The 26,255-nt window shown below is 59.0% G+C and carries 18 protein-coding genes; 9 read left to right on the top strand and 9 right to left on the bottom strand.

Features of this window, described 5'->3' with window-relative positions; all coding sequences use genetic code 11:
* Positions 1-6: 6 nt before the first annotated feature.
* From gyrB to Q0K00_RS01760, 3 genes are all read right to left on the bottom strand, one after another.
* Positions 7-2,406: a DNA topoisomerase (ATP-hydrolyzing) subunit B gene (gene gyrB, locus Q0K00_RS01770; RefSeq protein ID WP_297226908.1), complete on the bottom strand. Its 2,400-nt coding sequence runs from the start codon at positions 2,404-2,406 to the stop codon at positions 7-9.
* Complete coding sequence (gene dnaN, locus Q0K00_RS01765; protein WP_297226906.1) at positions 2,406-3,560, bottom strand: DNA polymerase III subunit beta; 1,155 nt, start codon at positions 3,558-3,560, stop codon at positions 2,406-2,408. The genes gyrB and dnaN overlap by 1 nt, the downstream gene beginning before the upstream one ends.
* A gap of 148 nt (positions 3,561-3,708) precedes the next feature.
* Positions 3,709-5,067, bottom strand: a complete 1,359-nt coding sequence (locus tag Q0K00_RS01760; RefSeq protein ID WP_297226905.1) for a DnaA/Hda family protein — start codon at positions 5,065-5,067, stop codon at positions 3,709-3,711.
* A gap of 224 nt (positions 5,068-5,291) precedes the next feature.
* Here Q0K00_RS01760 and Q0K00_RS01755 point away from each other — a divergent pair, with 224 nt between their 5' ends.
* From Q0K00_RS01755 to Q0K00_RS01745, 3 genes are all read left to right on the top strand, one after another.
* Positions 5,292-6,785, top strand: a complete 1,494-nt coding sequence (locus Q0K00_RS01755) for a peptidoglycan DD-metalloendopeptidase family protein (protein WP_297226902.1) — start codon at positions 5,292-5,294, stop codon at positions 6,783-6,785.
* Positions 6,786-6,858: 73 nt separating this feature from the next.
* Entirely contained in the window at positions 6,859-7,083 is a 225-nt protein-coding gene (locus tag Q0K00_RS01750; RefSeq protein ID WP_297226900.1) for a hypothetical protein, read from the top strand.
* A 269-nt stretch (positions 7,084-7,352) separates the two neighbouring features.
* Positions 7,353-7,865 (top strand): AAA family ATPase, encoded by a 513-nt coding sequence (locus Q0K00_RS01745; protein WP_297226898.1) that lies wholly within the window; start codon positions 7,353-7,355, stop codon positions 7,863-7,865.
* Positions 7,866-9,608: 1,743 nt separating this feature from the next.
* Here Q0K00_RS01745 and larB read toward each other — a convergent pair.
* Positions 9,609-10,430 carry a nickel pincer cofactor biosynthesis protein LarB gene (larB, locus tag Q0K00_RS01740; protein WP_297226896.1) on the bottom strand — a complete coding sequence of 274 codons (822 nt, stop codon included), beginning with the start codon at positions 10,428-10,430 and terminating at the stop codon, positions 9,609-9,611.
* Between the two features lie 94 nt (positions 10,431-10,524).
* Between larB and Q0K00_RS01735 the strand changes: the two genes are divergently transcribed.
* From Q0K00_RS01735 to glmS, 5 genes are all read left to right on the top strand, one after another.
* Positions 10,525-12,030, top strand: coding sequence for a sigma-54 dependent transcriptional regulator (locus Q0K00_RS01735; RefSeq protein WP_297226894.1), 1,506 nt, complete (start codon positions 10,525-10,527; stop codon positions 12,028-12,030).
* A 422-nt stretch (positions 12,031-12,452) separates the two neighbouring features.
* The gene (locus tag Q0K00_RS01730) at positions 12,453-13,490 is read left to right on the top strand and encodes a class I SAM-dependent methyltransferase (protein WP_297226892.1); all 1,038 of its coding nucleotides are present in this window, start codon (positions 12,453-12,455) and stop codon (positions 13,488-13,490) included.
* 521 nt (positions 13,491-14,011) lie between these two features.
* Positions 14,012-14,590, top strand: coding sequence for a hypothetical protein (locus Q0K00_RS01725; protein WP_297226890.1), 579 nt, complete (start codon positions 14,012-14,014; stop codon positions 14,588-14,590).
* A 374-nt stretch (positions 14,591-14,964) separates the two neighbouring features.
* The gene (locus Q0K00_RS01720; RefSeq protein WP_297226889.1) at positions 14,965-16,860 is read left to right on the top strand and encodes a SurA N-terminal domain-containing protein; all 1,896 of its coding nucleotides are present in this window, start codon (positions 14,965-14,967) and stop codon (positions 16,858-16,860) included.
* Positions 16,861-16,939: 79 nt separating this feature from the next.
* Positions 16,940-18,757, top strand: coding sequence for a glutamine--fructose-6-phosphate transaminase (isomerizing) (gene glmS / locus Q0K00_RS01715; protein WP_297226887.1), 1,818 nt, complete (start codon positions 16,940-16,942; stop codon positions 18,755-18,757).
* 58 nt (positions 18,758-18,815) lie between these two features.
* Here glmS and Q0K00_RS01710 read toward each other — a convergent pair whose 3' ends face one another.
* Both Q0K00_RS01710 and Q0K00_RS01705 read right to left on the bottom strand, forming a co-directional pair.
* Positions 18,816-19,343, bottom strand: a complete 528-nt coding sequence (locus Q0K00_RS01710) for a hypothetical protein (protein ID WP_297226885.1) — start codon at positions 19,341-19,343, stop codon at positions 18,816-18,818.
* A gap of 80 nt (positions 19,344-19,423) precedes the next feature.
* Positions 19,424-19,849 (bottom strand): hypothetical protein, encoded by a 426-nt coding sequence (locus tag Q0K00_RS01705; RefSeq protein WP_297226883.1) that lies wholly within the window; start codon positions 19,847-19,849, stop codon positions 19,424-19,426.
* 316 nt (positions 19,850-20,165) lie between these two features.
* On the opposite strand from Q0K00_RS01705, the gene Q0K00_RS01700 reads away from it, so the two are divergent.
* Positions 20,166-20,426 carry a hypothetical protein gene (locus tag Q0K00_RS01700; RefSeq protein ID WP_297226882.1) on the top strand — a complete coding sequence of 87 codons (261 nt, stop codon included), beginning with the start codon at positions 20,166-20,168 and terminating at the stop codon, positions 20,424-20,426.
* An 858-nt stretch (positions 20,427-21,284) separates the two neighbouring features.
* Here the strand turns inward: Q0K00_RS01700 and Q0K00_RS01695 are convergent.
* From Q0K00_RS01695 to Q0K00_RS01685, 3 genes are all read right to left on the bottom strand, one after another.
* Positions 21,285-24,638 carry a UvrD-helicase domain-containing protein gene (locus Q0K00_RS01695; protein ID WP_297226880.1) on the bottom strand — a complete coding sequence of 1,118 codons (3,354 nt, stop codon included), beginning with the start codon at positions 24,636-24,638 and terminating at the stop codon, positions 21,285-21,287.
* Positions 24,639-24,874: 236 nt separating this feature from the next.
* Entirely contained in the window at positions 24,875-25,294 is a 420-nt protein-coding gene (locus tag Q0K00_RS01690; RefSeq protein ID WP_297226878.1) for a DVU_2496 family lipoprotein, read from the bottom strand.
* A gap of 27 nt (positions 25,295-25,321) precedes the next feature.
* Positions 25,322-26,197, bottom strand: coding sequence for a zinc metalloprotease HtpX (locus Q0K00_RS01685; protein ID WP_297226877.1), 876 nt, complete (start codon positions 26,195-26,197; stop codon positions 25,322-25,324).
* Between the last annotated feature and the right edge of the window lie 58 nt (positions 26,198-26,255).

Genomic DNA, 26,255 nt, shown 5'->3' with positions numbered 1-26,255 from the left:
CGCCAGCTAGATATCCAGATCCTGCACGCTCAGGGCATTGCGCTCGATGAACTCGCGCCGCGGGGCCACACGATCCCCCATGAGTTCCTCGAAGGCGTCGGAGGCCTCGTTGGCATCCTCCACGGAGACCTGAAGAAGGACGCGGTTCTCGGGATTCATGGTCGTCACCCAGAGCTGTTCGGGATTCATTTCCCCAAGACCCTTGTAGCGCTGGATGTTGATGCCGCGCCGGGCTTCTTCCAGCGTCAGGCGCAGCAGGCTGAACACATCGTCCGCCGCCTGCTCGCCGTCCTTGCGGCGCAGGCTGAAGCTGAAGCCGCCGCACTGCTCCCGCAGTTCGTCGAAGAGCTGCCGCGTCTGCCGGTACAGACGGGAGGCGAAGAATTCCATGCCGCGCCGGGTATGATGGCTCCCGGTATTCTCAAAGACCGCAAAGACGCGCTCCTCACCGTCCTCGTCGGCCTCGCGCGAGAGCGTCAGCAGATAGCCGCGTTCGTTGAGCCAGGCCAGCAGGGCTTCGTCCCCGGACTGGATGAGGTCCGCATCCACGAAGTGCGGATAGGTCGTCAGCGCCAGGAAGAGATCACGGGCCATGCCGGTGCTCTCGGCATCCGTCACGCGGCTTTCCAGCTTCTCGATGTGACGCATGAGGTCCAGCAGCTTCGTGCCCGAGTATTCCGTGCCGTTCTCAGCGACGATGGTCACATCCTCGCTGACGCGGTTGAGCAGGAAGTCGTTGAGTTCCGCGTCGTCCTTGATGAACTTCTCGAAACGGGCATTGTGCGCGCGATAGAGCGGCGGCTGGGCGATGTAGACGTAGCCCTTTTCCACCATCTCCTGATACTGCCGGAAAAAGAAGGTCAGCAACAGGGTGCGGATGTGCGCGCCGTCCACATCGGCGTCGGTCATGATGATGATCTTGTGGTACCGCAGCTTGTCGAGGTCCGTATCCCCTTCACCTATGCCCGCGCCCATGGCCGTGATGAGGTTTTTCACCTCCTTGTTGGCCAGCATCTTGTCGAAGCGCGTGCGCTCGGTATTGAGGATCTTGCCGCGCAGGGGCAGGATGGCCTGATTGCGGGGATTGCGTCCCTGCTTGGCCGAGCCGCCTGCCGAATCGCCTTCCACGATGAAAAGCTCGGACTCGGCCGGGTCCTTGCTCTGGCAGTCAGCCAGCTTGCCCGGCAGGGCGTTGTCCGAGAGCGCCCCCTTGCGGCGCACCAGTTCCTTGGCCCGCCGGGCGGCGTCACGCGCCCGCGCGGCGTCCATGGCCTTTTCCACGATGGTGCGGATGTCCTTGGGGTTCTCCTCGAAATATTCGTTGAGCTTGTCGTAGACGACGCCCGCCACGATGCCGGCCACTTCGCTGTTGCCCAGCTTGGTCTTGGTCTGGCCCTCGAACTGCGGCTGCGGCAGCTTGACGCTGATGATGGCCGTGAGGCCTTCGCGCACGTCGTCGCCGGACAGCACGGTGCCCTTGAGCTTCTTGGTCAGATCCGGCTGATTTTTCACATAGCCGTTGATGGCGCGGGTGAGCGCCGTGCGGAAGCCCACCAGATGCGTGCCGCCCTCGGCCGTGCGGATGTTGTTGGCAAAGGTATGGATGTTCTCCTTGTAGGCCGTGGTGTACTGCATGGCAAAATCCACGGTCACATTATCCTGCAGCCCTTCGCAGTCGATGACCGGATGCAGGGGCGTTTCCCCCTCGTTGAGATCGGTCACGAACTGACGGATGCCGCCCTCGGCGTGGAAAATGTGTTCCTGGCCCGTGCGCTCGTCGATGCATTCGATGGTCAGACCGCGATTGAGGTAGGCCAGTTCCTCGAAACGCTTTTTCAGCGTCTCGTAGGAAAATTCCAGCACCTCGAAAATCTCTTCATCCGGCTTGAAGGTGACGGTGGTGCCATGACCGTCCACATTGTCACCGATGACGGTCAGTTCGTCCTGCGGCACGCCGCGCGCATAGTGCTGACGGTAACGCTTGCCGTCGCGCCGCACGGTCACGGTCAGGGACTCGGACAGGGCATTGACGCAGGATACGCCCACCCCGTGCAGACCGCCGGAGACCTTGTAGCTCGTATTGTCGAACTTGCCGCCGGCGTGCAGCTTGGTCATGACCACCTGGACGGCGGGCACGCCTTCCTTGGGGTGGATGTCCACCGGGATGCCGCGACCGTCGTCGCGGACGGTGACGGAATTGTCCGCATGGAGGATGACGGTGATGGACGTGCAATAGCCCGCCATGGCCTCGTCGATGGAGTTGTCCACCACTTCGTAGACGAGGTGATGCAGGCCGCGCACGTCCGTGGAACCGATGTACATGGCCGGACGCTTGCGTACGGCCGAGAGCCCCTCGAGAATGGTGATGGATGCGGCATTGTAGCCGCCGGCATTTTCGGGAGCCATTAGACGTCTTCCTCGCTGTAATAAGTGGTTTCAGAGACCTTCATGGGCATGATGATCACTGTATAGTCCGGATCCTCCTCGCCGCGGATGCCGCAGGCCCCTTCCGCGCCGGTCATGGTCATGGTCACCGAGGACGAGGCGAAATGTCCCAGCACGTCCATGAGATTGCGCGTGGGGAAGGCGATGCGCTCTATGTCCCCTTCGTAACCCACTTCCAGGCTCTCGCTGGCCGAGCCGATCTCCTGGCCCTGCGCATGGAGCACGGCTTCCTGCGCCGAAAGGTCGAGATAGGTGCAGCGGTCGCTCTCGGTATTGAAGATGAGGATACGGCCCAGGGCTTCCATGGCATCCTTGCGGGTCAGGGTCAGACGGCTCGCGCCCTCCCCTTCCAGACGGCTCAGGAAGACATTGTAGTCGGGATACTGATGTCCGGCACGCGGCAGGCTCAGGCTCTCCGCGCCGTCCAGCGTGCGCAGGTAGAGACGCTTGTCCGTGATGTCCAGTTCGATCTCGTCCATGCCCAGCCATTTCTTGAGGTCCTGCAGATACTTTTTCTGGATGAGCACCCCTTCCTGCGGCAGGCGTCCGGCAAGTTCGTCATGCGTGAAGGAAACGAGCGCGAACTGATGGCCGTTGAGGCCGCAGACGTCGATACGTCCGTTGCCCGTGGGCTTCATGTACAGGCAGGCGATGGCGTCCATGGAATCGTCGTCACTGATGCAGAAAACGACCCTGTCCAGCAGGTCCTGCAGGAAATCGCCGGACCAGGTGACGGCATTGCCCTGCGGGAAGGCCGAGAAATTCTGGAACAACTCCTCCCCGTTGACCGGCAATTTGTATGAACGGCGTCCCTGTTCCAGAAGCAGGGTCTTGCCGCCCGCGTCCAGACTGAGACGCAGCGGTCCGTTGGGGAGCTGACGCACCAGATCCACAAAGGAGCGTCCCTGTACGCCTACCAGACCGCTCTGCTGCACGTCCGCTTCATAGCGGCCGGTAAATTCGATGTTGGCATCCGTGGCCATGATGGAGAGATGGCCTTCTTCCGCCCGGAGCCAGATGGAACGCAGATAGGCCGCGCCGGCCTTGGCGGGGATGATGGCTGCCGCCTTGAGCAGACCGTCGATGATGCGTTCTTTGTTTACGGTAAGTTTCATACAAGAAATCCTCGTGATAATAGGCAGTCACTCTTTGTTGCCAACTCATCCAACCTGCCTTGATGTCTTGATTTTTTACTGACACCGACAGGCATCCCCCGGGAACGTCAGGCACGTTTCCCGGCCCCGTGTCCGGGGAGCGTGTTCCTCATGGTGCGCTTTTTTCCAGGGCGGCGACCACGTTCTGCACTTCTTTGTTACTTTCCAGCATTTGTTTAATCTTTTTAACGGCATGGACGACCGTACTATGATCGCGTCCTCCGAACATGCGCCCCAGTTCCGGATAGGAGAGCCCCAGACGGCGACGACAGACGTACATGGCTATCTGCCGGGCCAGCACGAGCTGCGGGCGTCTGCCGTTGCCCAGCACTTCTTCGGGGCGCAGGGCGTAGAGGCGGCAGATCTCTTCCACGATCTCCCGGTGGCCGATGGCCGGTTCCGTCCCGCCGGTACGGGCGATGTTCTCGATATCTTCCCGGCTCAGGCTGCCCTGCCGCATCTCGGCAAAGGCCGCCGCCTTGAGCATCATGCCCTGCAGCAGCCGGAACTGGCGACAGCGCCGGGCCAGAAAAAGCTGCTCCTCGTGGGAAAGGGGCAGCTTGTGCAGGCGGCATGTCTCCTGCAGATATCGCAGGCGGATCTCCAGATCCGGTTCCAGCAGTTCCGTCACCAGTCCGCTTTCCAGACGTCCGGTCAGCCGGCTTTGCAGGCTTTTGAACGTCTGTGCCGTGCCGGTCAGGGCAAAGAGCGCCTGTCGTTGCGGCGGGCAGTGATCCAGCAGGGAGACGAGATGTCCCTGCCATCGTTCCTGTCCGATGATCTCCTGAAGATCGTCCAGCAGCAGCGCATCGACGGTCTGCCAGAAGCGTTCCGGCAGACGTGCCCACCCCTCCGCCTGACGACAGAAGCGTGCCGCCGGCAGCGCCAGGACCCGCAATCCCTGCCGGGCGTAGGCGGATCCCACGGCGGAAAGGAGATGGCTTTTGCCCGTGCCGCTCCCCCCGTACAACAGCAGCGGCTGGAATACGGACCCGGGAGCATGGCCGACGATGCGGCGCATGGCTTCCAGAGGAAAGGCATTCTTGGCATTGCAGAGAAAATCGTCCAGCGTCTTGTGCGTACCGGGCTGGGAAGGCGTATGTCCGTCAGGCAGGATGATGCCGTCCGGGGATCCCGGCTGCCGCTCGTTCGTCCGCCTGTCCGCTGCCGTCGGGAAGACCGTTGCGTCGGGGCCTGTCCGCGGGCGGGGGATGACGTCCGTACGGTAACGGACCTGCGTCCCCGGCGGAAGGCACTGCCGCAGCGCCGTTTCAAAGATCTGCCGGTACGGGGAGAAAAAACGCTCGTACAGGGCGTGAGGGAATATGATCTCCACGGCTCCGTCAGCTTCCAGCACGCCAAGACCGTGCAGCCAGGGACGCGGCTCATGCGGGAGACGTTGCTCCAGCGCCTCGTCCATGCGGCGCAGCAGGTCTGGAGGAGAAAGGGATGTATGCCTGTCGCTCAAGGTGCTTTCCCGGCCGCGCGATTCCGCGCGAAGCAAAGGAAGAATATAGGCGATTTTTCCCGTTGAAACAAGTGTGGAAAAGCCCCCTCCCACGGCCGGTCCCGTGGCCGCCGGGCAGGGGGTGACGGTCCGGCGGAGCGGGAAAGCGGGAGGACGGGAGGATGCTGGACAGAAATATGGCGGCGGGGTATATATTGCATCCGGAGAGCTAACGGAAAAAATATATGAAACGAATCTGGTTCATCCTGATCGTCCTGCTGGTGTTCATCGGTATCGTCAGCGCGGTGCAGCTCGGCATTTCCGGCGGGCAGGCGCAGCGCCCGCCCGCACAGGCCCCTGAACCGCTCCGGCAGGAAGCGGGAAAGTCTCCTTCTTCGGGGATACCCGCCGCACCGGAGGCGGAAAAGGAGGGAGGATCCCCTTCCGCCGGGAAGGAAAGCCTCCCCGCGCCTGAGGATGCGGCGGAAGGCGACGCGGCGAGCGATCCTCTGCAAGCCCCTGATGCCCGCGCGGAAGCCGCCCCGCCCGCCGGGGACGCCGTGAAGCACGGCACCGTGGAGAAGGGGGACACCCTCAGCACAGTGCTGGAAAGCGTCAGCACGGAAGGCTCCTTTGAATACGCCAATGCGGTCAAGCAGGTCTTTTCCCTGCGGGCGTTCCGCGCCGGGCAACCGTATGTGGTGGTGACGGACAACGCCACCGGCCGCGTCAAGCGCTTTGAATACGAGATCGACGGAAACAGCCGCCTCGTGGTGGAAGGCATGGAAGAGCCGGTCGCCCGGGTGGAACGCATCGAATATGTGGTCCTGCTGGAGACCATCAAGGCGGAGATCGAGGACAACCTCTTCCAGGCCGTGGCCGACATGGGGGAAGGTCCGCAGATCGCCATCCTGCTGGCCGAACTCTTTGGGTCGGAGATCAACTTCATCCGCGACCTCCAGCCCGGCGACAGCTTCAGCGTGCTGGTGGAAAAGCGCTATCGGGACGGCGAATACAAGGGCTATGGGCGCATCCTCGCCGCGACCTTCACCAATCAGGGCAAGACCTTTGAAGCCTTCTATTTCAAGGACGGCAAGGAGCGCCCGCAGTACTACAACCGCAAGGGCGAGAACCTGCGCAAGACCCTGCTCCAGGCCCCCCTGTCCTTCACCCGCATAACCTCGCGCTTCAGCCACAACCGCAAGCATCCGGTGCTGGGCTACAGCCGTCCGCACCTCGGCGTGGACTATGGCGCGCCCACGGGGACGCCCGTCAAGGCCGTGGGGGACGGCGTGGTCATCAAGCGCGGCTGGGCCGGCGGCTACGGCAATCAGATCATCCTCAAGCACGAGGCGGGCCTGGAATCGTGGTATGCGCATCTTTCCGGCTATGCGCGCGGTCTGAAGAAAGGCCAGCGCGTCCGGCAGGGGCAGGTCATCGGCTTCGTGGGCAGCACGGGCCTTTCCACCGGTCCGCATCTGGATTTCCGTCTCAAGCAGAACGGCAAGTTCGTCAATCCGGTGAAGGCCATCAACCCGCGCGGCAAGCCCGTATCCAAGGAGAGCATGGCGCGTTTCAGCGAGATCATGAAGCTGGAAAGCGCCTATCTGAATGGGGAGAAGAGCCTGTCCGACTATACGGTGGACAGCATCGTCAGTCTTGCGCCGTCGACTTCTCCCGGTGTCCGGGACGAAAAGGAAGAAGAGGACGGCAAGGGCAAACGCCGCCGGCAGCGCTGACGGCCATCTGTCCGCGTGGCGTGTCCGCCCCGGTGCGGGTGTGACGCTCCGCGGCTTTTTTCGGGAGGGAACCATGTTGCTGGTGGATCCAGTCAAGCAGTTGAGCGGCGTTTGGCAGCGTGTGGTCGGAGGGCAGATACTGGTGGTCAGCGGCGATCCTGAACGGGAATCGGATCCCGTGACCGCAAGTTCCCCATTGGCCGTACGGACCTCCAGCTCCTTCTTCCTCGGGCCTGACTGGCTGGCCATCGCGGCCAGCATGGAAGGTTCCGGTTCGGTCATCAACGTGGTGCTCTGAGCCGGGACGAGGACCGATCCAGGGCTTGTCGACACTAATTTTACACATAATTTCAATAGATAAGCCTATCGTCCGTACACGCTCAGCTTGCTATGGGGGCGGGGTAGCCTCGTGTCCCTGACTCCCCCAAACAAACTGCAAATAGTGTTGACAGGACCTAATGCGAGGACCGTTTTGCCGGACGGCCCCGACCATGCGTCCTGTCCGTCAGGCGGACGCGCCATGCGGCGGTTTTCCCTTGAATGACGTTACGGGCGGGAGAAGGCGCAATGGTCATCATCATTACAGGCGCTACCCATACGGGCAAGACCCTGCTGGCGCAAAGGCTCCTCGAACGCCATCACTATCCGTGTCTTTCCATCGATCTTTTGAAGATGGGCCTGATACGGAGCGGCAACACCTCGCTGACTCCCTATGACGATGCGCGACTTGAGTCCTATCTGTGGCCCATAGTTCGCGAGATGATAAAGACTGCCGTGGAAAACCGACAGTCTCTCATCGTTGAAGGCGGCTACATCCCCCATGACTGGAAAGAAAGTTTCGAGGAGAAGTATCTCAGGGAGATACGATATATTTGTCTCGTGATGAGCAAGGACTATATCCTGCGTCACTTCGCACAGATACAAAAATATGCGGATGTCGTTGAGAAACGCATTTCCGATGACGGCTGTACGATCCCGTATCTCATCAAGGAGAACGCGCGATATCAGCATTTCTGCGAACTGCATGGATACCGGTATCTTTTTATCGACAAGGGATATCATCTTGATGTCGATCTGTGACCGTACATGAGGAGAGAACGTTCCTCTTGCACGGACACGCCAAAGAGAAATGTTTTTTGCCGTTCGTGGCTCTCCAAAAAAATGTAACCGACTTGCCGATGACGCGCGGTACGACCCCTGCCGCGTAGACGGGCACGGGCGCGCTTTGCCGGACCGGGGCGTGTGGTCCGTCCAGACAGAGAGCGTTTTCCGCTTGAAACGTTTCGTGTTTCAAACCATACGGCCTGTCGTTTCGTGGGAAAAGCGCTGTCATTCCGCTTGCTTTTTGCCTGGCGGCGCCGTGCTGTCGCTTCGCGTCTTGCCTTTTTCAAGGTAAAACGCTCTCCCCCCGATCCATTGAGGAAGAGAGGAAACCCCTCTCTTCCTTTTTTTGTTCCCATAGAGCGGATTCGCATTGAAATCGTGTCCAATCTCAATGCTAACGCTGCCCTCACACTACGGAAAAAGTGTGGTTTTTCCGTGTGTTCGGTTGCGGGTAGTCGCTCTCGCGACTACCAGAGCAATCCACATTTTCAATGTGGAATTGCTCTAGGCAGGAGTCGCCTCTGCGGAATGGATGTGCTTTTTCCACGGATGCCTTGGGATATGTGGCGGGCGTTACAGGGAATACATGTGGTCCATGTGCGGAATATTTTTATCTAGTTGGAATCAATATATAATTCGTTTCAAAAAGTCCGGATAACAGTTTTTTCGGCAGGCATCTGCGGACATTTTTTCCGCATGTGGCGTGCCTCTTTGCCCTTCTGACGGCTTCACATCTTGGTTTGGGGAGTTAGGTCTTGTGTTCTTTATGTTCCTATTAAGAGGGTAGCAAAAGGATATTTTTGTGAAATAGGAACTAATCCACTGTTTTTCTTTCTATTTTTTGGGCTCAACATATTGTTACTCCGCAAATGAGCATTTTGTTTCCTTTGTGGAAAAATGTCTGTCATCTTTGGTAAGAAAATGAATATCTCATCGAATTTTCAAGCTTTTTATGTATCGCTGAAAAGCGTTCATAACTTTGCCGTATCTTCTTCCTCGCGAACGTGCAGCAAGGGACGGAAGCTGGGGGAGGCAGTAGGAGGGGCATGTGCGTAATGGGCTGTTTCATATTGTGCATAATAAATAAAATATACTGATTTTATTGAATAAAAATAGAAAATGTATTGTTCGCCTGGCTTTGTGCTTGCGGATGGAGGATGAGGATCGAACAGTCATGCGCTACGGCAGGCAGCGAATGTCCGGGAGCGATATACAGGGATGTCGCGACACACGTCATCCTGAAGCGGCATCTGTGATCGTATATATTGTTCGTAATAACTATATCATGTTGAAATAATAATATTTATTTGAAACGATTCTCTGCGCGCAACATGTTTCCTCACGGTGCGTAACGCAGATGGGGGGAAGGAAAGGCGGCGTTTGGGACGATGCTGCTGCCGCACGCCGTCCTTGCCGAAATGGCACGGCATGAGCGTGGGACGGCAGGCGAAGGCGGGATGGTATTTTGCTCGCAAGGGCGGCATCATTGGAGTGTGCTGTGTGCCGTACGCGAACGAAATGCCCCGTCGGCCGGAGGGCTGACAGGGCATGTTGGAGCGTTTTGCCTTTGAAGAGGGAAAGATGCGAAGTGGCGGCTTAGCGCTGCCCGGCCCAACGGGGCGGAAAGACCGCGTTCTTTCCTCGAAACGATGGGCCGTATGGTTTGGGACGCAAAACGTCTCAAACGGAAAATATTTTGAGACGAAAGGAAGTGGCGTGTTATTTGGCGGACGGTCCGTCGCTGGCGGGAGTCGCCGGAGGGATCATCTTGGCGGCAAAGGCGGCCGCGCCGAAACCGTTGTCGATGTTCACCACCGCCACGCCGGGGACACAGGAGCAGAGCATGGTGGAAAGCGCCGCTTTGCCCCCGGCGCCGATCCCGTAGCCTACCGAGGTGGGCACAGCCAGCAGGGGACAGCGCAGCAGTCCGGCCAGCACGGAGGGCAGCGCCCCCTCCATGCCCGCCACGGCGATGACGCAGCGGGCGGCGCGCAGGGCCGGGAGATGGGGGGCAAGGCGATGCAGACCGGCCACGCCCACATCCGTGATCAGACCGCAGTCCCGCCCCCAGAAACGAAGCGCGCCGTAGGCTTCGGCGGCCACAGGGATATCGGCCGCTCCGGCCGTGACCACCAGGATGTCCCCCTGTTGCGGCCAGGGGGGGCCAAGTTCCAGCGGGCTGGCGCTGCTGCCGTCCGGCAGCCGCTGGGGCAGGAGGAAAAGACGGGTCATGGGCCAGTAGCGGCCCTGCGGGAAAGCGCCGGTCAAGAGATCCCCCTGTTCCGGGCTGACGCGGGTGGCAAGGACAGGGCTGCCGTCCTGATGCAGGCCGGAAACCGCGCCAAGCAGCGCCTCATCGCTTTTGCTCTGGGCAAAGACCACTTCGCCCAGACCGGTGCGCATGGCTCGCTGCGTATCGAGGGTGAGTCCGCTCAGACTGTCCTCAAGGGTGGACTGGGCAAGTTGACGGGCAGCCAGGGCAGGACTGATCTCTCCCTGCGCCACGGCTGAGAGGATTTGTTCAAGATGCTGTTGTTCCATACGGATTTTTGTACGGAAAACCTCCCGGAATGTCACCCCCGGACAGTTCTGCCGTGTTGCAAAGTATGACGCAACGGGTTACATACCCTTGGTTATGTCAACGCGGCGTTTGCTGTTCCTTGCTCCAGCGCAGGCCATAACGGCCATTTTCCCACCCTTGCGTGATGCCGGTTTTGAACTGGGCATTGCGGAAAATCTCAAGGGCGCCTCGGTCTTTATCCGTAAGTCAGGGCCGGACATCATTTTTGCTCGTCCGAGCCTGCCGGGTTTCAAGGTCGAGGATCTGCTGGCCGTAGGAGCGGACGATCCGCATTTTCCCCCGGTCATCGTCATCACCGACAAGGGCAGCCCGCAGGAAGCCGAACGCCTCATGCACCTTGGGGCCCGTGATTATTGGCTGGAGCCGCTCGATGTGGAACGCATCCAGGCGGTGGCCCGTACGCCGCAGCGCTCCGCACCGGTCCCGGCCAGCAGCACGCTGGGCGGCCACAAGCCGCAGTATGGCGAACAGGGGAGCGGGCCGCGCATCGTGGGGCATAATCCCGCCATCGCGCGCGTGCTCAAGCTGGCGCGACAGGTCGCCACTTCGCGGGCGACGGTGCTCATCTCCGGCGAATCCGGTACCGGTAAGGAAATGTTCGCCCGCTATCTGCACGCCATGAGCAAGCGTCGTGGACCATTCGTGGCGGTCAACTGTGCGGCTCTGCCGGAACATCTGCTGGAAAGTGAACTGTTCGGCCATGAAAAGGGCGCTTTCACCGGAGCCATTTCCCGCAAGCTGGGCAAGTTCGAGCTGGCGGACGGCGGGACCATCCTGCTGGATGAAATCTCCGAGATGGATCTGGCCCTGCAGGCCAAGCTCCTGCGCGTGCTGCAGGAAAGCGAGGTCGACCGAGTGGGCGGCACGGAGACCGTCCATGTGGATGTGCGCGTCCTCGCGACCACCAACAGAAATCTTGAAGACTGGGTCAAACAGGGGAAATTCCGGCAGGACCTCTATTTTCGTCTGAACGTCATCCCTCTGCGACTGCCGTCGCTGCGGGAGCGCGGCGACGACGTGCTGGAGCTGGCCCGTTTCTTCATGGACATGTATGTGCGGGAGTATCAGCTGCCGCCCAGCTCCCTTTCCGAGGCGGCCATAGACTGGCTGTCCACCTACGATTTTCCCGGCAATGTGCGTGAATTGCAAAACCTCATGGAACGCGCCGTGCTGCTGGCCAACGGACGCCCCATAGAGCCCTGCCACTTCCTGCTGGAAGAGGACAGCTGGCCGCTTTTCGAGGAAGCGGGGGAAGACGGCGGCCAGTCGGAAAAACCGGTCGTTACGCCTGTCGCTGGCGAAACGTCTCAGGATGCGGCGGAATCCGCCCCGCTTCCGACAGCGGCCGCCACGCCCGCCGCGGGCGGACAGGCGCAGGATACAGGCTCTTTTGCCGGTGCCGTCATCCCGCTCCACGAGATGGAGCGCCTCATGATCATCAAGGGACTGGAAGCCACGGCAGGCAACCGTACGCAGGCTGCCGAACTGCTGGGCATCTCCGTCCGCACCCTCCGCAACAAGCTCAACGAATACCGGGCGGCCGGTCATCCTATCGACTAAAGCTTGTTGCGCAAAGTCTATGATTTCCTTCAATCGAAGGATTGAAAACCATGCATGGTCTCCGTGCTTTTTTATACTCTTCGTAGACACAGTCGTCTTTCTCAATAAGATTGTGTGGTCGGGGAAGAGAATGCACGAACGCCAGCCACAAAGCCGTGACTATTAAATAACAAAGGATTCTTACGGCTATGAGGCAGTTCTCCTTTCTGCGTCAGCCCAGGGTTTTTGTTCCCCAAAATGACTTCGCACAGTGTTGACAGCCCCTAGGAACCATTCTATGTTGATACAACATAAATGGAGGTTATGATGGAAGAGAGATATAGCGAATTGTATAGTAAGGATGACTTTTTAAACTTCGAGATTGGAAAAAAACATTGGCAATTGCTAGATGAGCAGTAGAAGATGGGAGACCGTATTGTGAGATGTCTGCATTTGACAATGCATTTCTTTTTGGTCTTCTTGAAGAAAAAAAGCCAAAGAAAATATTGGAAATAGGTGTTGCAGCTGGAGCTACAACATTGATGCTCCTTTCATATATGCAAGAAAATTTGCCAGAATCAAAATTATATTCTATTGATTATTTGGTTGATTATTATAGAGATCAAACTAAAAAAAGTGGTTTTTTAGCTTCCAAAAGTTTTTCTGAATCCCCGCAGTGGAAACTGTTTCTAGGAACAACATTTCCTTTGGTGGCGGATGAAATAGGAGGGGATGTCGATTTTTGCATTCTTGATACCGTACATTGTTTGCCTGGAGAGCTGCTCGATTTTATAGCAATGTTGCCATATATGAAAGATGGCTCTATTGTTGTTCTGCACGACGTACAGCTCCCTCTAAATATACCAGATGGTCCTTATGATGATCGTACTCTTTTTGCTTACGCCACAAAAATAGTACTAGATGTGGCAAAAGGTAAGAAAATTATTTGTAGGCTCCCAGATGTTCATCATGGCCTTGCCAATATATCAGCAATAGTTATAGATAAAGAAACACGTGCGTCTATAAAGGATTTGTTCTCTGCATTATCTTTGATTTGGTACTATATTCCGCCAAAGAAAGATACGAAAGTATATGCTGATTTTTATGAAAGGCATTATACAGCTGAATATGCAAACTATTTTAGAAGAGTAGTTTCTGCACAGACGGAAACTGCTCCGAAGTTGCAACACTTATTTGACAAGATAAGACATCGAGAATTACTTCTTACTGAAGTGGAAGAATGTAGAAAAGCGGCTGAAAATTTTAAGAGAGATTCTGAAAAATACAGACTGTCAGCAGAAGAATATTCTGCTAAGGCTGAGAAATATAGAATACTTTCTGAAGAAAGCAAGGAAATTGCTGAAAAATATAGAATAATTGCTGAAGAATATATTGGTATCAAAGAATACCTAAAATCGATATTGCCAAGATTTGCAGTACAGGGTATGAAAAAATTGATTTCCCGAATTATAAAAAAATAGTATGTGCTATATCTTGCTTACGTGTGTAGTTATTGATGAAATAACTGGCAGAGCGTAAGCTCGCTAAGAATAATCAGCCAAGGGGTATGTGCTTCTTGGCTGATTAACGTTTTATGTTTATTACAGATATGTCTTTAGCCAAAGTTATCTATAACATATCGTGTTAAAAAGTTCGGAAGGTAGCACTACGTCCAGGGAAACAACACTAAAAGCTTCTACTAATTTATAGAATCATTGATAGATCTACTTATTTAGAATAAGGATTTTGAACACTCATCTTTAATATTTGCAACTACTAATCAAGACGATGTATACGATTTTGGATATTATAGAAAAATTTTTGGGGATTGAATGGGGATGAGAGTGAGAGTTGAATTCATGGAAAAAAATTGACTCATATTTCGAAGCTAAATGACTTTGATTGCGAAAGAATTATTTATTATTGAAAAAAAATTCTATAATATAATTTAAAATAACGTAAATATATAAAATTTTAAAATATTGTTAGTATATTTTCCAATATGATCATCAGTGATAACATTATGATTTATTATTTAAATTTGTATATGTCTAAAAAAGTATTTTTCCTGGCATGTTACAGGCTATGCTGGAAGGTGATACAAAATTTGGATATGGAAAGAAAAATGCACATAAAAATAAAGAGCGTATTATTGATAATCCTATTGTTGGCATTAGTAGAGTCTATACAGTATATCTACCACGCATATCAGACGAAAATGTATAGAACAAAAGAACCTTTGCTTATTTCATATAGAGAAATTGAGGGAAACCCTTTTTATGTGTTACCGCCTGGTACAGTGCTGTATCTTGATGAAGTTATGCCAGAAGGTTTTTGTAGATTTATGATTTATGCCAATTTTAAAGGAATACCTAATTCAGAAGAAATTCCCATGAAGCTAGAGTGGGGTGGGAATTATATAGCGCCAGTCTGGCTGGATAAAATCACCAAAGACGAACTCAAGGAGATGATGCAACACTTTCCCTTATCAAAAGGTGATGTGCTAGAAATAATAAAATCAAATGAACTTACACGGGATGACTTGGAAGATATCATACAGCAGCTGCCTGAAAATCAATAAGTTACGATTTTATTTATAATTTCAAAGCGGCTGCTGACGCGTAGTGCAAAAGAGGATGGTTCGAGAGCGTTTTGGCTCTCAAAAAGGCAAGACGCGAGGCGGCGGCACAGCGCCGTCCAGCCCAAAGCAAGCGGAATGATTGTGTTTTTTTCGCGAAACGACAGGCCGTATGGTTTGGAACGCGAAGCGTTTCAATCTGAACATGCTCCATTGCAGACACCATAAAAAGCCCTGGGTCAGTCATTCAGGCAGGTGGCTCCGAGTCCTCTCCCCCGCTCCTCTGCGGCCCGCCGCGCTTGAGTTTCCGGGCCGATGCGGCTAAACTGCAATTTTACGGCGCGCTATCGGCGTCAGGACGTCATTTCGGAGTAGCCATGCTGGACTTTATACGTACCAATGCCCAATCCATGGGCGTCAAATTGATTTTTGGCCTGATCATCCTTGTCTTCATCTTCTGGGGCGTTGGCAGCATCACGGATACGAGCGGCGGCAGTGTGGTGGCCGTGGTCAATGGCGACGGCATTTCCGCGGGGGCCTTCCAGCGGGCGTACCAGCAGCAGGTGGAGGCCATCCAGCGCAGCAATCCCGGCTTCACCCGCGAGCAGATCGTGCAACAGAAGATCGGTGAGCGGGTACTTTCCGCCCTGATCATGCAGAAACTGCTGGAACAGGAGGCCGAACGCGCGGGCATCAGCGTGACCGCGCAGGAGATGCGGCAGGCTGTGGAAGCGGTGGATGTGTTCAAGAACAAGGACGGAGCGTTTGATGCCGAGATCTTCCGCCGCATGGCGGAAAACAGTTACGGCAGCGTGGGCGCCTTCGAGCAGAAGCTGCGCGAAGATCTGCTGGCGGGCAAGATGGACGATCTTGTCCGGGCGGGCATCTGGAGCAACAGCGACGAATCCCGCGCCTTTTTCCAGTATCTGCGCCAGAAGCGCGCCATATCCTATGCCTTTGTGCCCGCTTCCCGTTTTGTGGCTGAGGTGAAGCTCACGAACACGCGGATCTCGAACTACTACGCGGAGCACAAGGACGAGTTTGCCGTTCCGGCCAAGGTGGTGGCGGAATACGTCAGGGTGTCCCCCATGTTGCTGGTGAAGCCGGAAAGCGTCAGCGCGGCGGATGTCGAGGCGGAATACACGAAAAATGTCTCCCGCTACGCGACGCCGGAAATGGTCAAGGCGTCCCACATCCTTGTGCCGCTGGAAGAAAAGGCCACGCCCGAAGAGGTGAAGAAGGCCGAGGAAAGCATGGCCGCCATCCGCAAGGAGCTGGCGGACGGCAAGCCTTTCGCTCAGGTGGCCGATGCCCACAACGGCCCCAATGCCGCCGGGCCTGGCGGCGAACTTGGCTGGATCCAGCATGGACAGACGGTGCAGCCCTTCGAGGAAGCGGTCTTCGCCTTGGAGCCCGGCAAGCTTTCCGAGAACGTCCGTTCGCCCTTCGGCCTGCATCTGATCCTTGTCAGCGAAAAGAAGGCCGCCGGGACGCGGCCGCTCAATGAGGTGGAAGGCGAGATCCGGGCCGAACTGGCGCGGCAGCGCGGTGTGGAAAAGCTCAATGACGCGCTGGACGGACTGGTCGAGGACAATATCCTCAAGAAGCCTCTTGGCGAAAGCGCGGCCCGTTTCGGTCTGAAGGCGGAAAAGACGGAGCTGCTGTCTGCTGCGGAACTGGAAAAGACCCTCGGTCTTTCCGCGGAAAATGCGACCCTCGTCATGAATGCGGGCAGCGGCAATCCCGTGGACACGGCTCTGGAAGCCGGAGACAGCTATCTGGTGCTGCGCGTGGACAAGGCCGAACCGGCGCACACGCCTGAGCTGGAGGCCGTACGCGAGGAGATCGAGAAACGCCTCACAGCGAAGATCTCGCTCATATCCGCATTGAAGGCGGCGACTGATGAGCTGAAGCGGGCGCAGGACGGCAAGGAGGTGAAGCTCGACACGGCTTCCGTGGAACGTGACGGGGTCCTGCCCGGCTTTGTGGCGAATACCGAATTGTCGCAGGCTGTCTTTTCCACGCCGCTTCAGAAGTGGCTGCCGCAGGCTTTCCGCGTTGAAAGCGAAAAGGAAGGCCCCGGCGCGTTCATCTGTCGGGTGGACAGCGTGCAAGAAGCCGATCCCGCCGAATGGGAGGCCATGAAGGAGAGCTTTGACGGTCTGCTGCGCAATCGGCGCGGCGAGGAGCTTTTCCTGCTCTTCATGGAAGGACTGCAGAGCAAGGCGGAGATCAAACAGAATCCCGAACTGATCAAGCAGATCCTGAACTAACCGTCCCTCGCATCACCCACAACACATCCCCCTGCCCTCATCTTCGGATGGGGACAGGGTTTTTTACAGGAGCAAGAGCATGTGCGGCATTATTGGTTATACCGGGCATAGGCCGGGCGTTCCCGTCGTGGTGGAAGGGCTGCGCCGTCTGGAATACCGCGGCTATGATTCCGCCGGAGTGGCCTTCGTCCTCAAGGGGGAGCTGGAGGTCATCCGGGCCAAGGGCAAGCTGGCGGCGCTGGAAGAGAAGCTCGCCCACGAACCCGTGACTTTCGCCACCACGGCGATGGGACATACCCGCTGGGCGACGCACGGCGAACCGGCCGAACGCAATGCGCATCCGCATCGCAGCAATGACGGCAGACTTGCCATCGTGCATAACGGCATCATCGAGAATTTCCAGGAGATCAAGGCGGACCTGCTCGGCAAGGGCTACGTTTTCCACTCGGAGACGGATACCGAAGTGCTGGTCAATCTCATTGCCGAATGCCGCAAGAGCGAGCCGGATCTGCTCAAGGCCTTTGCCGCCGCCCTGCGGCAGGCGCACGGCGCGTATGCCGTCTGCCTCATGGATCGGGACGATCCCGATACCCTGCTGGCGGCCCGCATGTCCGCGCCGCTCATCTTCGGCATCGGCACCGGCGAGCATTTCGTGGCTTCGGACATCCCGGCCTTCTTGCCCTATACGCGACAGGTCATCTTCCTGGAGGACGGCGACATCGTGCGTTGTACCGCGAGCGACTACGCCATCATGCGGCTGGAGGACCTTGCCCCGGTGCACCATCCCGTGCAAACCATCACCTGGGACATGCAGGCCGCGCAAAAGGGCGGCTACCGGCATTTCATGCTCAAGGAGATATTCGAGCAGCCCCGCGTCATCACCGACGGTCTGAGCGGTCGCGTGCAGGACGGCAAGGTCAGCCTGCCGGAGCTGGGCGCCCTGCCCGTGCCGGATCGTCTGCACATCGTCGCCTGCGGCACCTCCTACCATTCCGGCCTGTGGGGGCGGCATCTGCTGGAAAACTGGGCGCGGATCCCGGTACAGGTGGAGATCGCCTCGGAATTCCGCTACCGCGACAGTCTGCTGCTGGGCAAGGGGGACATGGTGCTCGTCATCAGCCAGAGCGGCGAAACGGCGGATACGCTGGCCGCTCTGCGCATAGCTAAAGAAAAGGGCGTGCCGGTACTGGGGCTGTGCAATGTGGTAGGCTCTTCCATAGCCCGCGAGGCCTCGGCTGTCATCCTGACCCAGGCCGGGCCGGAGATCAGCGTGGCCTCCACCAAGGCCATGTGCAGCCAGATGCTCATGCTGGCCCTCATGGCGCTGTACTGGGGACAGCGCAATCACGGGGACCCGGCAGACCGGGCCCGCTGTCTCTCCCTGCTCGAACGCCTGCCGGTGCTGCTGGGCGAGGCTCTGCCCTCCATGCACGAGCGCGCCCGTGAACTTTCGCGCAAATATGCGCAGGCCCGCAACTTCTTCTATCTGGGACGCGGGCACTGCTTCCCGCTGGCGCTGGAAGGCGCGCTCAAGCTCAAGGAGCTTTCCTATATCCATGCCGAAGGCTATGCCGCGGGCGAGATGAAGCACGGTCCCATTGCCCTGATCGACCCGGCATTCCCCTCATTGGTGCTGGCGCTGGACGATGAGCTTTATCCCAAGGTCGTTTCCAACATGGTGGAAGTGAAGGCTCGTCAGGGCAAGGTCATCGCCCTGTGCAACGACGGACGCGAACCCGATGCCGACGACATCTGGCGCATACCCGCCCTGCCCGCGCCGCTGGCCGGTTTCATGGCTCTGCCCGCCCTCCAGCTCTTCAGCTATGAGATGGCCGATTATCTGGGCAAGGATGTGGATCAGCCGCGCAATCTGGCCAAGAGCGTCACCGTGGAATAGGCTTGTGTCATCGCAGGCAACACAAGACCGCCCTTCCTGTCGGGCGGTCTTTTTGTTTTCAGGGAGTGGCTGGCCCGTCGTCCTTACGCAGGACAAGCGAATCCATGAGCATATCCAGACATTCTGGATAGCGCTGGCGGGGATCGCTGACGGTCAGCAGCAGGTACTGGTGGGCGTCATGGAGGAAAAGGGCCGTATTTCGCACGCCGTTGCGTACGAACGTGAAGGTATGGGCGTTCTCATTGCGCTGTTGCGGTTCACTGCCTGAAAAATACCGGACGTAGCCTTCGAGCATGTCTCTGGCCGGGCGTTCGTCAGGCAGTGGGGCGCAGATGATGACGGCGGCGGCATCCCCGTCGGGGGAGCGGAGGATAAGCAGCTCTTGCGGACGTTCCGTCACTTCCCAGCCGTCAGGGATGAGGGCGCTGAAACGGCGGAAGTCCTGTGCGCCGGGCGCGACGGTCAGGAGCAGGAGCAGTGGGACCGACAGCAGCGCCGACCTGCGGAAGAGTCGGGAACGCGCGCCATGGGCCGGGAGGCTGCCGCCGGGTGTTCCTGACTGGCGTATCCGCTGGCGTCTGATCATGCGTATCTCCGGCAGGCCGTCGTCCGTTGGTCTGTTATGCTTGTACTGTCGTCTTTCCGGCGGGGAAGACTGGCCCGAAGCTATTTTTCCGTGAGGCTCCGCAACATGGCGTCGATGGTCTGCTGATGCTTGCCCGTGTCGTCGGAAACGGTGATCAGCATGAAGCGTTCTTTCCGGGCACGGAAGAAGGCGCGGTTCTCGACGCCGTTACGGGTGAAGTGAAAGGCATACTCGTCGTCAGCCGTTTTTTGCGGTTCGCTGCCGCCGAGCTCTTTGGCAAAGACCCGCACGCCTTCCTCGGGGCTGAGGCCTTCCAGTTTTTCCATGGCGATGGTGACGGCGGCTTCATTCTTCGGCGCGATGACGGCGACGGCGCCGCCTTCCCCGACAGAGGCGATCCATCCCTGAGGCACGTCCATGCTGAAGGTGCCGAAATCCTGCGCGGCAGCGGAGCCGTGCACGGCAAGGAACAGGGCAAGGGCGAGGGAACAGAGGCGCAAGTTCACGAGGACCTCCAGAGGCAAGGCGTTGCGGAAAAGCTTTCCCTTACCTACATGAAAAAAAAGGCGCTTGGCAATCCCCCGCCCCCACAGACGCACAGGCGGAAAAGTTCGACGTCCAGCGGACAATGGCGCATTTTTTCTTGCGTGGCGCAGGCGGCCCGCGTATCATACGCTCGCATTGTCATTGGGATCGCTGTCTGTCTTGGTGTGCAGCCGTAAGGCCCGACAGTCCGCGACGTATGACGGAACAGTATGTCTGTGACGGCCTGTCCTTTCCGGCCGGGCCGGGATAGTTGCAAGCAAGGTTTCAGAGAAGCAGATGAGCAAGGAACAGATCACGGTCAGAGGCTATGTGACCGCCGTACCGCGCGGGACGGATGCACGTCAGGCGCGGGTGGCCATCGTACAGGATGATGTGGAATACCGTATCATCCCGCGTGGGGCCGGGGTGGACCTGGATGATGAGGTGAGCGTGCCGGTGGAAGTCACGGGCCTGCTGGAAGTGGCCGATGAGGTTTCGTATCTGATGGTACGCGGCTATACCGTGCTGGAAGACGACTCATGGCTTGAAGAACAGTAATCGTTTCGCGGCCGTACGCGGGTCGCGTCGAGATCAGGGGAAAGGGTCGCCCTTTTCGCAAAATGCTCCGGCGGATGTCTTTCGACATTCGGCAGGGGCATTTTTCATTTGTTGCCGGGCCGCGTCGAGGGCGTTCCCGGTTCAGGGCCTGTCAGCGTTATTCTTTTCCTGTTTTGGGGAGGGAAGTTCTCGCTCTGCTGTCGATGCCCGTAGCTTCCTGCGTCGCAACGGGCACAGCCCTTCGGGCTGCCTTTCGGTCGCGCTCTGCTGTCGATGCCCGTAAGGCTCCTGCGCTGCCTAACGGACACGGCCTGCGGCCGCCTTTTGGTCGTCGCAGCGCGGGAGCGGGTTCTCCTTCTTCCCAAGCGCGCTTCTGCCGAGAGAAGAGGCAAAAATACGCGGCTCCGCTCCCCTCCCCCAAAGCAAGCGGAGCGTGTACTGTGTTTTTGTCTTAGAGCGGATTCGCATTGAAATTGTGTCCAATTTCCATGCTGACGCTGCCCTCACACTATGGAAAAAGCGTGGTTTTTCCGTGTGTTCAGTTGCTGGTAGTCGCTCTCGCGACTACCAGCGCGATCCACATTTTCAATGTGGAATTGGTCTAGAGCGGATTCGCATTGAAATTGTGTCCAATTTCAATGCTGACGCTGCCCTCACACTACGGAAAAAGCGTGGTTTTTCCGTGTGTTCGGTTGCGGGTAGTCGCTCTCGCGACTACCAGAGCAATCCACATTTTCAATGTGGAATTGCTCTAATGGCCTGTCGTTTCGCGGAAAAATGCGCTCATTCCGCCTGGTTTAGGCCGGGTGGCGCTGTGTCGCCGCCTTGCGACATGCCATTTTTCAATGACGAAACGCGCTATCCCAGCAGGGAGAGGTGTTCCTGCGTCTGCCGGGTACGCGCCTTGAGGGTGGACTGATGGAAGGCGTCCTCCACCAGACTGAGGAAGGGCGAGGCTGGCAGATGCAGTGAACGTCCGAACAGGGGGCGCTGTGCGCAGCGGCTGGCATAAACGCCCTGGGCGGCACGAGTGAGCGCCACATAGAGCAGACGGCGTTCATCTTCCAGCTCCTCTTGCGGCACGGCGTCATTCGTGGGCTGTCCCGTAAGGATCTCCCGGCGCAGGGGCAGTAGACCGTCCTCCAGACCGGGGAGGAATACGGCGCGGAATTCCAGCCCCTTGGAGGCATGGATGGTCATGATCTGCACCTGTTCCGCACGAGCGCGCAGGGCCTCGGCCTCATCTTCCCAGACCAGACGGCGCAACAATTCCGCCCAGTTGCCGGTCCGCTGCCAGAGGCGGCAGAGCTGTCGCCAGGTCGGCTGCCGCAGCAAGAGACCGCTGCGGGTGCTGTCCAGCTCCAGAAGGCGGCAAAGCCTCTCACCCGCCGCGTCGGGCGGCAGGGCCTTCCCGTCGGGTGCGGACAGGGCCCGCACAAGTTCTTCCCGCGACAGGTCGCGTGCTTGTCCGGTCAGACGGTCGGCGGCTTCGTTCCATGAAGTCGGGACGCATCCCGCCATGTCCTCGCTCCGGGCGGCGGCAAGGAGGATGGTCCGGCAAAAGTCGTCGCGGGTGCAACTTTCCTCGGCGGGTGCGCTGCAGGGGATGCCCGCGGCCTCGATGGCCTCCCGGATGGGCGGGATCTGGGCCCTGATGCGCACGAGGACAGCGATGTCTCCGGGGGAAAGGCTGCCGTCCAGCACATGTCCTGTGGCCTCGCCTTCCTTGTGCAGTGTGAGCGACGACCCGCCGAGCAGGCGTCCCACATGTCCGGCGATCCAGCGGGCTTCCGCCTGCGGCGTGGGAGCGGCAAAAAGATGCAGGCTGCTGGCCAGAGGACGGGCGGCGTGCAGAGCGCCGCACTGTCCGCGTTCGCGCAGGATGCGGCGAGCGGCATCCAGGACGCCCTGTCCCGCCCGGTAGCTGCGGGCAAGATGGAAGACGCGCAACGCGGGCCAGACGGCGCGGATGCTTTCCTCATCCTGTCCGTGCGCGCCGCGAAATCCGTAAATGGCCTGGTCGGGATCCCCGATGCCGAAGAAACCGCAGCCGTCTTCCGGCAGCAGGGCGCGTACGATGGCGATCTGTTTGGGGGAAAGGTCCTGTATCTCATCCACCAGCACCTGCTGTCGGGCAGGCACATCGCCGCGTTTGGCGGCCAGCAGGAAGTCGTCCAGCAGATCGGCATAATCATACAGACGCGGCGTATGGGTCCGCTTGGCGGCGGCATAGGCGCAGGCCGCCGTATGCCACGGCTGGGAGGGGGCTCCCAGCAGCGGCAGCTCCCCGGCATCGGGGGGCAGATGCCTGCCATGCTGCTCCTGTTCCCGCCAGAGGGAATAGGCATCGAAATGGCGGCGGGCCGTCGCGCTGTCCAGCGCCGGGCTGGCCTGCCGGAAGAGATCGCGCGCCGCTTCCTCTGAAAGCAGGACGGCGTGCGGGTCCTGTTGCTGCAGATGTGCCCAGGCCAGCGCGTGCAGGGTATCGCAGGCAGGCAGGGAGGTCTCCGGCCCGGTCTCGTCCGCTGCCAGCCGTTCCCGCATCTCCGATGCGGCGCGCCGGGTGAAGGTGATGGCCAGCACGTCTTGCGGCGCGATGCCCTGACGCAGCAGATGGCGCAAACGGCCTACCAGCACGCGCGTTTTGCCCGCTCCCGGCCCGGCAAGGACCAGGACAGGTTCCGGCCCGGCCGTGAGGGCGACCAGCTGTTCGTCGGAAAAGTCAGGGGCACGAGTTTCATCGACAGGGGGCGCGGCCTGTGCGTCCAGATCCTGCCGGAAGCGGCGGATATCGTCCTCCGGGGCCGTGGAGGCCTGCGGTTCCGTCCGGGAGCCGCCCTCCAGCAGGGGCAGCGCGGACGCGGAAGCAGGCGCGGCCTTGCGTCCGGAGGTCGCGCGTCGAGCGCGTCGTCCATGCAGCTCCGCGGCTTCTTCGGGCGAGAAGACACGGACCACGCCGTACTCCCCGTCATAACCGCCCTCCCTGTGCACCTCGCCGCGCCGCATACGTCCCACGGCCTCGGCCAGCGGTCCCCAGCAGGCGGCGATGTCCGACAGCGGCAAGTGGCAGAGGATGTCCATATCCGAGCCGAGCGTGCGCAGGAGCTGGGCATAGCGTTGCTGTACCTTGCGGGAACCCGCGCCCGCGCCCAGCACTTCCCCGACCAGCTCCGGCAGCGGGATGAGCGGATGCACATCCGGTTCATGCGCGAGGCGGGCGGGCTCTTCCCTGTCCGCCAGCTCCCAGACGCGATGCAGCACGCCGATGGTGAGCGGCTTGCCGCAGACCGGGCAGATATTGTTGCAGGCCAGGGCCTCGCGCGGGGTCATGACGACCTGACAGGCGCGATGTCCGTCCAGATGATATTTCCCTTCTTCGGGATAGAATTCCAGCGTGCCGAGGAAACGGCAATCCTGTCCGTCCTGCGCTTCACGGCGGGCCGCGCGGCGCAGGGCCGCGAACAGGCCGTCATAGCTGGGGTCGCCCGCAAAGAGGTTGGCTTCCCGACCGAGGTTGGCTCCGGAGTGCGCATCCGAATTGGAAATGAGCGCGTAGCCGTCCAGAGAACTGACCAGACGGTTCATGGCCGGGTCGGACGAGAGGCCCGTCTCCAGCGCGAAGATGTGCGAGGAAAGATCCCCGAAACAGTCCTCCAGCCGGTCGAATCCCGATTTGGAGCCAAAAAGGGCAAACCACGGCGTCCAGACATGGGCGGGCACGAGGACCGATCCCGGACAGGTCTCCAGACAGATCTCCAGCAGATCGCGGGAATCCAGCCCCAGGATGGGCCGGCCGTCCGAAGCGAGATTGCCGATGCCCTCCAGACGGCGGGAAAGTTTGTCGGCATCTTCCAGCGTGGGCACGAAGACCAGATTATGCACCTTGCGCACCTTGCCGTGCCGCTTGTAGATGGAACTGATCTCCGTCTGCAGGATGAAGCGCGGTTCGGCATCGTGCAGCAGGCCGCCGTCCCCCTCCAGAAAGTCGGGCGTTTCCGCCATACCCTGTCGCAGGCGGTACAGTCCGCTGTCCGCATCCTCCACGAGCTGTGCACGCAGCTCTTCCCGCCACTGGGGATGGGTGAAGTCGCCTGTCCCCAGCAGGTCGATGCCCTTGCAGCGGGCCCAGGCCGCCAGATGGGCGGGGGTAAGCTGCTTGCTGGTGGCGCGGGAAAAGCGCGAGTGGATGTGCAGATCGGCAATGAAGGACATGTTGATGCTCCTGGAGGCAGGGGATGACCGGGGCCAGTCCGCCGGTGCGAGGCTCTGCGCTCACTGTGCCCGGATACGCGCCGCATGTCACCTGTTTTCGGACGAGGACCGCGAAAGGTCGCGAAAAAAAGAAAAACGGCGGAGGGGGATGTCCCTCTCCGCCGTATCCTTTTCAGCTATTTTTCGTCCGGTCCACGAGCGGGGCGCTCCGTGGGGAAAGGACGGGAACGCGGGCCTTACGGCTCCACATAGCGCAGGTTGCCCACCGGCATCTCCGACACCCAGTCCACCAGCGGGGCCATGCGCTTGAGCACGAAGGTGCCGTTGCCCGCGGGCTGGGCCAGTTCGTTGAAATTGCCGCCGACCACATAGACGCGCCAGTCCCCGCGCGGCAGGCGGTGACTGCTGATCTCTTCCAGAACGTAGTCTCTGGCCTGATCCGCCGAGCAGAACAGGTGGAAGTCGTGCACCAGAGGATCCAGCACCACTTCCGAACCGCCGGCGATCTCTATGATGTAGTTGCCCGGTGCAAAGGTATAGGTCTTTTCGCAATTTTCAGGAAAGAGCGTGTCCGCCTGCTTCTGCCGCGCGGTGCAGGCCGCAAGCGCAAGACAGCAAAGACAGAGGAGGACAGGGAGGCAGCTCGGACGAATCATGGTGGCTCCTTTGCGGCGTACGGTCCGCTAACGGTACTGGCCTGTGCGGCTCATGTCGACAAGACGCTGGATGCGTTCCTCGATGGGCGGATGCGTGCTGAAAAGATTGTTCATGCTGCCGCCGAAACCAAAGACCGGCTTGACGATGAACATCTGTTCCGTGCAGGCATTGCCGCTGTGCAGCGGCAGGGCGCCGGCGGCGCCGCTGAGCTTGTGCAAGGCCCCGGCCAGCGCCAGAGGCTGCCCGCAGAGACTGGCGCCGGTCTCGTCGGCAAGGTACTCCCGCGAGCGGGAGATGGCCATCTGGATCAGGCTGGCGGCGATGGGGGCGAGGATGGCCATAAAGATGGCCGCCAGCGGGCTGGTACCGCCTCCTTCGTTGTCATTGCCGCGGCTGCCGCCGAAGAAGGCGGTGAACTGCATCATGTTGGCCAGCATGACGATCACTGACCCCATGACGCCGGCGATGGTCTGGATGAGGATGTCACGGTTGGCGATATGGGCCATCTCATGCGCGATGACGCCCCGCAGCTCTTCCGGCGAAAGGATACGCATGATGCCGTCGGTCACGGCGATGACGCCGTGTTCCGGGTTGCGACCGGTGGCGAAGGCATTGGGGGCTTCTTCAGGGATGCTGCAGATGCGCGGTTTGGGGATCCCGGCCCGTTGGGCGAGGCTCTCCACGATCTGGTGCAGCCAGGGGGCTTCCGAGCGACTCAGTTCCCGCGCGCCGTACATGCGCAGGACGATGGAATCGGAAAACCAGTAGCTTCCGATATTCATGACAAGAGCCAGGCCGCAAGCGATGACAAGGCCGGTGCGTCCGCCGACAAGACCGCCCATGCCGATGATGACGGCGGAGAGCAGGCCGAGCAGCAGGATCGTTTTCAATTGACTGGTCATGCAGGCTCCTTGGGGATGGTTACGCCGCAAGGGCGTTTCCCTTTCAGTATAAACACTG

Source organism: uncultured Desulfovibrio sp., assembly GCF_944327235.1.
Classification (GTDB): domain Bacteria; phylum Desulfobacterota; class Desulfovibrionia; order Desulfovibrionales; family Desulfovibrionaceae; genus Desulfovibrio.
This window is presented reverse-complemented; position numbering and strand designations above follow the sequence as displayed.

Excerpts from the sequence above, each read along its gene's own strand:
- gyrB (WP_297226908.1), bottom strand. The coding sequence starts at position 2,406 with ATGGCTCCCGAAAATGCCGGCGGCTACAATGCCGCATCCATCACCATT.
- dnaN (WP_297226906.1), bottom strand. The coding sequence starts at position 3,560 with ATGAAACTTACCGTAAACAAAGAACGCATCATCGACGGTCTGCTCAAG.
- Q0K00_RS01755 (WP_297226902.1), top strand. The coding sequence starts at position 5,292 with ATGAAACGAATCTGGTTCATCCTGATCGTCCTGCTGGTGTTCATCGGT.
- Q0K00_RS01750 (WP_297226900.1), top strand. The coding sequence starts at position 6,859 with ATGTTGCTGGTGGATCCAGTCAAGCAGTTGAGCGGCGTTTGGCAGCGT.
- Q0K00_RS01745 (WP_297226898.1), top strand. The coding sequence starts at position 7,353 with ATGGTCATCATCATTACAGGCGCTACCCATACGGGCAAGACCCTGCTG.
- larB (WP_297226896.1), bottom strand. The coding sequence starts at position 10,430 with ATGGAACAACAGCATCTTGAACAAATCCTCTCAGCCGTGGCGCAGGGA.
- Q0K00_RS01735 (WP_297226894.1), top strand. The coding sequence starts at position 10,525 with ATGTCAACGCGGCGTTTGCTGTTCCTTGCTCCAGCGCAGGCCATAACG.
- Q0K00_RS01730 (WP_297226892.1), top strand. The coding sequence starts at position 12,453 with ATGTCTGCATTTGACAATGCATTTCTTTTTGGTCTTCTTGAAGAAAAA.
- Q0K00_RS01725 (WP_297226890.1), top strand. The coding sequence starts at position 14,012 with ATGATCATCAGTGATAACATTATGATTTATTATTTAAATTTGTATATG.
- Q0K00_RS01720 (WP_297226889.1), top strand. The coding sequence starts at position 14,965 with ATGCTGGACTTTATACGTACCAATGCCCAATCCATGGGCGTCAAATTG.
- glmS (WP_297226887.1), top strand. The coding sequence starts at position 16,940 with ATGTGCGGCATTATTGGTTATACCGGGCATAGGCCGGGCGTTCCCGTC.
- Q0K00_RS01710 (WP_297226885.1), bottom strand. The coding sequence starts at position 19,343 with ATGATCAGACGCCAGCGGATACGCCAGTCAGGAACACCCGGCGGCAGC.
- Q0K00_RS01700 (WP_297226882.1), top strand. The coding sequence starts at position 20,166 with ATGAGCAAGGAACAGATCACGGTCAGAGGCTATGTGACCGCCGTACCG.
- Q0K00_RS01695 (WP_297226880.1), bottom strand. The coding sequence starts at position 24,638 with ATGTCCTTCATTGCCGATCTGCACATCCACTCGCGCTTTTCCCGCGCC.
- Q0K00_RS01690 (WP_297226878.1), bottom strand. The coding sequence starts at position 25,294 with ATGATTCGTCCGAGCTGCCTCCCTGTCCTCCTCTGTCTTTGCTGTCTT.
- Q0K00_RS01685 (WP_297226877.1), bottom strand. The coding sequence starts at position 26,197 with ATGACCAGTCAATTGAAAACGATCCTGCTGCTCGGCCTGCTCTCCGCC.